This is a genomic window from Streptomyces sp. NPDC001393 (assembly GCF_053597455.1).
The window spans coordinates 89,140-96,250 of sequence record NZ_JBSFIH010000032.1; the positions used below are offsets into that span (position 1 = coordinate 89,140).

7 protein-coding genes and 1 pseudogene are annotated in these 7,111 nt (G+C 71.7%); 5 read left to right on the plus strand and 3 right to left on the minus strand.

Annotated features, from left to right (window positions below; translation table 11 throughout):
• Positions 1 to 81: 81 nt before the first annotated feature.
• Positions 82 to 1,254, minus strand: a complete 1,173-nt coding sequence (locus tag ACWC2T_RS29380; protein WP_450673364.1) for an NAD(P)/FAD-dependent oxidoreductase — start codon at positions 1,252 to 1,254, stop codon at positions 82 to 84.
• A gap of 312 nt (positions 1,255 to 1,566) precedes the next feature.
• On the opposite strand from ACWC2T_RS29380, the gene ACWC2T_RS29385 reads away from it, so the two are divergent.
• The 4 genes from ACWC2T_RS29385 (at position 1,567) to ACWC2T_RS29400 (ending at position 5,149) form a co-directional block, all read left to right on the plus strand.
• A complete protein-coding gene (locus ACWC2T_RS29385) occupies positions 1,567 to 1,839 on the plus strand; it encodes a hypothetical protein (protein WP_450673365.1) in 273 nt (90 codons plus the stop codon).
• A 327-nt stretch (positions 1,840 to 2,166) separates the two neighbouring features.
• Positions 2,167 to 3,210, plus strand: a complete 1,044-nt coding sequence (gene denD / locus ACWC2T_RS29390; protein ID WP_450673366.1) for a D-erythronate dehydrogenase — start codon at positions 2,167 to 2,169, stop codon at positions 3,208 to 3,210.
• An 81-nt stretch (positions 3,211 to 3,291) separates the two neighbouring features.
• On the plus strand, positions 3,292 to 4,275 hold the full coding sequence (locus tag ACWC2T_RS29395) for an XdhC family protein (protein WP_450673367.1): 984 nt from the start codon (positions 3,292 to 3,294) through the stop codon (positions 4,273 to 4,275).
• Between the two features lie 34 nt (positions 4,276 to 4,309).
• A complete protein-coding gene (locus ACWC2T_RS29400) occupies positions 4,310 to 5,149 on the plus strand; it encodes a class I SAM-dependent methyltransferase (protein ID WP_450673368.1) in 840 nt (279 codons plus the stop codon).
• A 34-nt stretch (positions 5,150 to 5,183) separates the two neighbouring features.
• Here ACWC2T_RS29400 and ACWC2T_RS29405 read toward each other — a convergent pair whose 3' ends face one another.
• Positions 5,184 to 6,467, minus strand: a complete 1,284-nt coding sequence (locus ACWC2T_RS29405; protein WP_450673369.1) for an SGNH/GDSL hydrolase family protein — start codon at positions 6,465 to 6,467, stop codon at positions 5,184 to 5,186.
• Complete coding sequence (locus ACWC2T_RS29410) at positions 6,418 to 6,813, minus strand: ROK family protein (protein WP_450673370.1); 396 nt, start codon at positions 6,811 to 6,813, stop codon at positions 6,418 to 6,420. Before ACWC2T_RS29410 ends, ACWC2T_RS29405 begins: the two co-directional genes overlap by 50 nt.
• Here ACWC2T_RS29410 and ACWC2T_RS29415 point away from each other — a divergent pair.
• Positions 6,701 to 7,111, plus strand: a pseudogene (locus ACWC2T_RS29415) (ABC transporter permease subunit); the annotation flags it as partial. The gene ACWC2T_RS29410 and the pseudogene ACWC2T_RS29415 sit on opposite strands and share 113 nt — an antisense overlap.

The following is a 7,111-nucleotide window of genomic DNA, read 5'->3' on the forward strand; positions in this document are numbered from 1 at the left end:
TCGGCCTTTCGATCGGGGTTCACACCCATCGGGGTTCACACCAAGCGAGCCATCGGCAGTCGCACCGCCTGGGTCTTCTGGTCACACCACGTGTGCTTCGGGGCGGACGCCGGCGCCGTGGCGGAACCGGTCGGCACTGAGCGGGGAGATGTCGGTGCACGGCTCGCGCTCCAGGTACAGGTCGCGCATGACCTCGCCGACCGCGGGCGCCTGCAGGAAGCCGTGGCCGGAGAACCCGGTGGCGTACAGGAAGCCGTGCAGTTCGCCGGAGCGGCCGATCAGCGCGTTGTGGTCCGGTGTGACCTCGTACAGGCCCGCCCATCCCGCGACGGTCTCCATGCCGGCCAGGGCCGGGGCGCGGTGGCGGGCGACGGTGCGGAACAACTCCAGCCACTCAGGGGTCCAGGTGGTGTCGAAGCCGTCCTCCTGGCCGGGGTCGGCCAGCCCGAACAGCAGGCCGTCGTCGCTGTTGTGGAAGTAGGCGGTCGAGGAGAAGTCGATGGTGAACGGGATACGCGGAGCGGGCGGCGTGAGCGGCGCGGTGAACGCCAACTGCCGTTTCACGGGCCGCACCGGGAGGGGGACGCCCGCCATCTCGCCGATCCGCGCCGACCAGGCCCCTGCCGTGCAGATGACGGTGGTACAGGCGATGCGGCCCCGGCTGGTGTGCACACCGACGACGCGGTCCCCGGCCGTGTCGATACCGCGGACCTCGGTGTGGGTGGCGATGGCGACGCCAGCCCGGGCGGCGGCCTGCGCGTACCCCTGGACGACCAGCCCGGGGCGGGCGTGCCCGTCGGTGGGGGCGTACACGGCGGCCACGAGTCCGTTGGTGCTGAGGTAGGGACACAGGCGCCGGGCCTCGGCGGGACTGATCATGCGGCTCGGCACGCCCAGACCGTTCTGCAGCTTGACGCCGGCCTCGAAGTCGCTCGCCTGCTGTTCGCTGTCGAGCAGGAAGAGGTAGCCGACCGCATCGAGCCGGATGTCGGCGCCGGGATGTTGCGGGAAGTCCTGGAAGGCGCGCAGGCTGCGGCTGCCCAGCTCGATGTTGAGCGGGTCGGAGAACTGGGCCCGTACGCCGCCGATCGGCTTGCCCGAACTGCCGCAGCCGAGATCGCCGCGCTCGACGACGACGACGTCGGTCACGCCGGCTTCGGCGAGGTGGAACGCGGTGCTCGCACCCATGACGCCGCCACCGATGATCACCACATCGGCGGAGGGCGGAACGGTGCGGAAGGCGGAGGAGGACAACGGGCCACTCCCTTCCGGAGGCCGCCCGGCCGGACGGTCCGTCTCCGGGACGGCGGGACTGTCAGTGACAGAGCGATGCCGATCAGCTGTCTGTGCGTCATCGTGCAGCACACCAACCGTTGACGTCCATCAACGGTTGGTGCTTCCGATTTCTTGGGGTTGCTCTGTGGACTGGACGAGTGCGCAGCTGCGTTGGCTGGTGGCACTGACCAGACGTGGCACCATCACCGCGGTCGCGGAAGCCGAGGCCGTGGAAGCACTGGAGCGCACCCGGATCCCGGCGATGTCAGTGGTGGCTGCGAGGCTGGCCAGATGGACAGGGACGACGAGCAACTGCTGCGCGGCCGGGTCTACGGCCAGGACCACGACCGTCCGGGCCCGCGGCCGGGACGGCGGTATGTCGAACTGGTCGGCGGGCCGCTGGACGGGCTCCTGCTCGACACAACCGACTGGGAGCAGCACGAGATCGCCACCGGCGCGGCCCTCCCCACCGAGCTGGGGCGGTTCGGTACCGGCGGCCGGGCGATGTACGCCCCGCGCCCCGGCGATCCCCGCCGCTTCGACTGGGACGGGGATGCCCCGTGACCGCCGTTGCCCGGTCGCCGCGCACCCTTCGCAGCAGCCTGCGGTCGGCGAGCCGCGCGCGTCCGTGAACGGCCTCGGTCGGCGGACAGCGGAAAGGCGATCAGGCGCGCGGCCTCCCTGAGTACCGGCACGCAGGTGGGCGACGACCCCGCCGGTGCCGGCGGACTCGCTCACCAGCGTCCGCGCCCGCTGAAGGCCCTCAGACCCGGAACCGGACCCACCCTCCGCCCCCCTGCCCGGCCGGTCGGCTGAATGCCTTTACGGCCGGGCGCGGACGGGCAGAAATACAGGGGGCCCGGACGGCCGGGCCACTACGAGGAGTCGTCAGTGAGGGTCGTCATCACCGGTGGGTTCGGCTTCCTGGGCCGTCGGCTCGCCACCGCGCTGCTGCGGACGCGGACGTTCGGCGGCACACCGATCGAACGACTGGTGCTCGCCGACCGGGCCGTACAGCTCGGCTCACCACCGGCCACCGATCCCCTCGTGGATGTCGTGCACGGCGACCTCATCGATCGCCTGGACGACCTGTTCGCGGAGCCGGTCGATGTGCTGTTCCACCTCGCCGCCGCGGTGTCGGCCGAGTGCGAGGCCGACGTCGATCTCGGCATGCGCGCCAATGTGGACACCACCCGCGCCCTGCTCGACGCCGCCCGGGCACAGTCGGCCTCCGGCGGCCCGAGGCCGCGGGTGGTGTTCGCCAGCAGCCTCGCCGTCTACGGCGCCAGCCCCGAACTGCCCCTGCCCCCGGTCGTCGACGAATCGACCCTGCCCGTGCCGCAGTCGAGCTACGGGACACAGAAGCTCATCTGCGAGCACCTGATCGCCGACCACACCCGCCACGGCTTCCTCGACGGACGCATCGCCCGCCTGATGACCGTCTCGGTACGGCCCGGGAAACCGAACGCCGCCGCATCCGGTTTCCTGTCCGGCATCATCCGCGAACCGCTCGCGGGACTCCCGGCGACCTGCCCGGTGCGCCCCGAACTGCGGGTGGCCCTGTCCTCACCACGCCGCACGGTCGACGGACTGCTCCGCATCGCCGGGGCAGAGCGCGGTACCGGACCGGGACGGCTCGAAGGGACGGCGCCGGTCAACCTTCCGGCGCTCACGGTCTCGGTCGCCACCATGCTCGCCACCCTGCGACAGGTGGCCGGTGACGCCGTCGCCGACCTGGTGAGCATCAGGCCCGACCCGGCGGTCGAAGCCATCGTGGCCTCATGGCCCGCCGCCTTCGACAACAGACGCGCCGCCGCACTCGGTCTGCAGCCCGACCCGAGCTTCCTGTCGGTCGTACAGGACTACATCGCCGAGCACGGCGACGCGGTCCGCATCGACTCCTACTCGCGGCAGGTGCAGCACCGAAATCCGTGATCATTCTAGAATTCCGGTCACGGTGGCATCACCGACCAGACGGCTCCCGGTGCCGACCCCCACCCGAGGAGGGGCGCGATCATGCGTGAACTGGCCGAGACGGCACGGCAGTGGGCGGCCCAGGGACGTACGGGCGTCCTCGCCCGCCCTCTCACCGAGCAGGGCTTCGGCCCCCGGCGCCCTGCCGACGCCCTCCTGATCGACCAGGACCGTCAGTGCCACGGGACGCTGTACGGCGGCGCGTTCGACGCGTACCTGGCGGCGGAGGCCGCTGCCCTGCCCGCGGACCACACCGCGGGCGTGCGCGCGGTGTCCGTCCACGACGACGAGGTGCAGCGGGCGGGGCTGACCTGCGGAGGCCGGGCCGAGGTGCTGCTGCAGTCGCTGCACACCGTGCCCGCCCGCTGGTGGGACCTGCTGGCGGAGGGAGCCGACGCCGCGCTGATCACCCGGGTGGACCAGGCGCGGACCCGGGCGGCCAGCACCGTCGCGACACCCGCGCCGGAGGATGCCGACGGGCCCGCAGAGGCCATCGAACGCGCCCGTGAGCTCCTCGGCCGCCGTCGGACCGGCCGGGACATCCGCTCCACGGACGACGGACTCGTCCTCATCGAGACGTTCCCGGCCGTACCCCATCTGGTTGTCGTGGGAGGCGGCGAGCTGGCCGAACTGCTCGCCGCGCAGGCCCGCCTGCTCGACTGGCACGCCACGGTGGAGTCCGGCGCCGAGGACGCCGTACGGCTGCTCGCCCGGCGTCCGGCCGCCGCCTGCTTGATCGTCCTCAGCCATGAGCCGGACGTCGACGTCCCCGTCCTGTCCGCCGCGCTGACCACCGGCGTCCCTTACGTCGGTGCGCTGGGCTCACGCCATACCCAGTCCCGCCGTGCCGCGGATCTCGCCAAGGCCGGCCTCGACGAGGAACTCCTCGGGCGCATCCACGGCCCCATCGGCCTCGACCTGGGCGCTCGCACTCCGGCGGAGACGGCACTGGCGATCTGCGCCGAGGTGCTCGCCGCCCTCGACGGCAGCGAGGTCCGCGTGCTGCGCGAGGGACGCTCGCGCTGACGGCCACCGCGCGGATCTGGCTAGTCTGTTGCGTGTGGCCGACGACATCACGTACGCGCGACGCGACGACAGGCCCGAGGAATCCAGTCGGGTACGCCTGAGCCGGACCTTCGACGAGGACGCGGAGCTGTACGACCGGGCCAGGCCGGGATATCCGCCGGAGCTGTACGACGACCTCGCGGACCTTGCGGGTGTCCGCCCCGGCAGCCGCGTACTGGAAGTGGGCTGCGGGACCGGCCAGGTGACCGTGCCACTGGCCCGGCGGGGCTGTCGGATCACGGCCGTCGAGGCGGGACCGAGCATGGCCGCGTTGGCCCGCCGCAACCTGGCCGGGGTCGGCACGGCCGAGGTGGTGACGGCGGAGTTCGAGAAGTGGTCGCTGCCTGACGAGCCGTTCGACGCGGTCCTCTCGGCGACGGCGTTCCACTGGATCGACCCGGCGGTGCGGGTGGCCAAGGCCGCCGACGCGTTGCGTCCGGGGGGCGCGCTCGCCGTGGTGCGCACCCAGCATGTGCGGGGCGGCACCGAGGAGTTCTTCCTGGCGGTCCAGCGCTGCTACGAGCGCTTCGAGCCCGGGACGCCGCCCGGGCTGCGGCCTCCCGCGGCCGCGGACATCGACGGCTCCGACCATGCGGAGGAGGTGGCCCGCAGCGGCCGTTTCGGTCCCACCGTCATCCGCCGCTACGAGCAGGATCTCACCTACGCCACGGCGGACTATCTCCAACTGTTGCGCACCTACTCGGGCCACCGGGCTCTCCCGGAAGCCGCCAGAACCGGGCTGTTGGAGTGCATCGCCGCACTGATCGACAGCCGGTTCGGCGGCCGGGTGACCAAGCGTTACCTCATCGACCTGGGCGTGTCACGGCGTCGGTGACCGCCCCTGGGCCGCGCGCCCGGCGGGCTGGGCGTCAGGTGCGCAGGAGTCGCAGGTCCGTCGCGTCCGCCATGGCCTTCATACCCTCGTCGCTGGGGTGGAGGTGGTCGCCGGAGTCGTACGCCGGGTCGAGGGCGGCCGGGTTCGCCGGGTCGCGCATGGCCCGGTCGAAGTCGATGACGCCGTCGAAGGCGCCGCTGTTGCGGATCCACCGGTTGACGCTCCGGCGGATCGTCTCGGCGGCAGGGGTGTAGTAGCCGTTGCCCTCGTCGGGCATCAGGGTCGCGCCGATGACATGGACGTGGGCGGCATGCGCCTCGTGGATCAGCCTGCGGTAGCCGTTGATGACGTCCTGGGCGGTCAACGGGCGGCCGCCGGGGCCGGCGTTGTTGCCGATGTCGTTGATGCCTTCGAAGAGGATCACGTCCTTGACGCCCGGTTGGCCGAGGGCGTCATGTCCGAACCGCTTGAGGGCGCTGATGCCCTGCCGCGGGTTCGGTCCATCGGTGAGGACCCGGTTGCCGCCGATGCCGGCGTCGACGACGCTCAGCTTCTGCGGGCCCGGTCCGGCGCCCAACCGGCGCCCGAGGAAGTCGGGCCAGCGGCTGTAGGTGCCGGTCGAGGAGTGGTAGCCGTCGGTGATGGAGTCACCGAAAGCAACGACGGTGCCGCGGGCGGTAGGTGACACGACGTCGAGCCCCGCCAGGTAGTACCAGGAGGTCGTGGTGGTGCCGAAGGCGGCGGCGCTGTCGTCACCGGTGTGGTTCCCGGAGGCGATGTAGGTGGTGTCGAACGCGTCGGAGTGCCAGGTCGACACCCCCGTCGTACCGGGCACGTAGAGACTGACGAGCAGGTTCTCCCCGGCGCCGACCGATACCGGGACGACGTCGCTGACCGCCTCTTCGCCCGCCGGGATCGTGGCGTGGCGGGACCCGCTGAAGGTGACCTTGCGCGTGGTGCCGCGCGTCGCCCCGCCACCGCTCGCCTGAACGGCCACGTCCACGGCACTGACAACGAGCGCGGTGGCGCTGTACCGGTTGGACAGGGTGATGCGTGCGCCCGAGCCCGCCACGCTGCTGTGGACCACCATCCGGATGGTCCGGTCGGTGAAGGACCAGCCGCCGGTCGTCATGCTGGGCGACCAGGCGCTGACCCGGGTGCCCCTGCCCTGCGACGAGGGCGTGGCGGCGCTCGCCGCATACGCGGTGCCCGGCGGAACGGCCGTCAGGGCCAGGCCGGTCAGCGCGCCGAACACGACCAGCAGGGTGCTACGGCGCGGCCGGCGACCCGCCGTCGCGCATCTCTCTTCCTGGGACATGCTCGATCTCTCCGCTCTTCTCGAGGTCCGCTTCCTCACCCGAATCTGCCCAACGTGACCGACTCTCCAGGCTTGAGGCTGATCCTCCGCAACGTGCGGGACCGAGGATGTTCGCCAGGAAGCCGATGGCCTTGCCGATGGCTTCGCCCGCTCGTGTGCAGACCTCTCTGCCCCCGGGGTCCTCGCCGTGGGTCGGCGCCAGCACCTCGGCCGCGTCGCTGACCTGCCTGCCCGTGGCCGCGCGCACTGCGCGGAGTATCGCCGGATCCGCCGAGATCGCCTCCACACACGCCCGGTTGCCGCAGTGGCACAGCGGGCCGGTGCGCGAGGGCGGCGCGATGGCCACGGTTCTCTACCAGTCCTCGACCATCGGCATCATGGCGCTCCCAGTGGCCCTGCTGATGATCGGCGGCGAGTTCGACTGTCAGCCGGCGGTTCTTGGTGCCACTGAGGACAGGCGCCTTCAACGGGTGGATGGTGGTCAGGACGGGCCTGCCCAGTTTCCTGATCACCCTCGGTACCTTCCTGATCCTGCAGGGCGTGAACCTGGCCGTGACCAAGCTGGTCACCGGCAACGTCGCCACCGACGACATCAGCGACATGGACGGCTTCAACCAGGCCAGGAAGGTCTTCGCGTCCTCGTT

What these genes read in the sequence shown, in the direction of transcription:
- ACWC2T_RS29385 (WP_450673365.1), top strand. Translation starts at nt 1,567, where the DNA reads ATGGACAGGGACGACGAGCAACTGCTGCGCGGCCGGGTCTACGGCCAG.
- ACWC2T_RS29395 (WP_450673367.1), top strand. Translation starts at nt 3,292, where the DNA reads ATGCGTGAACTGGCCGAGACGGCACGGCAGTGGGCGGCCCAGGGACGT.
- ACWC2T_RS29405 (WP_450673369.1), bottom strand. Translation starts at nt 6,467, where the DNA reads ATGTCCCAGGAAGAGAGATGCGCGACGGCGGGTCGCCGGCCGCGCCGT.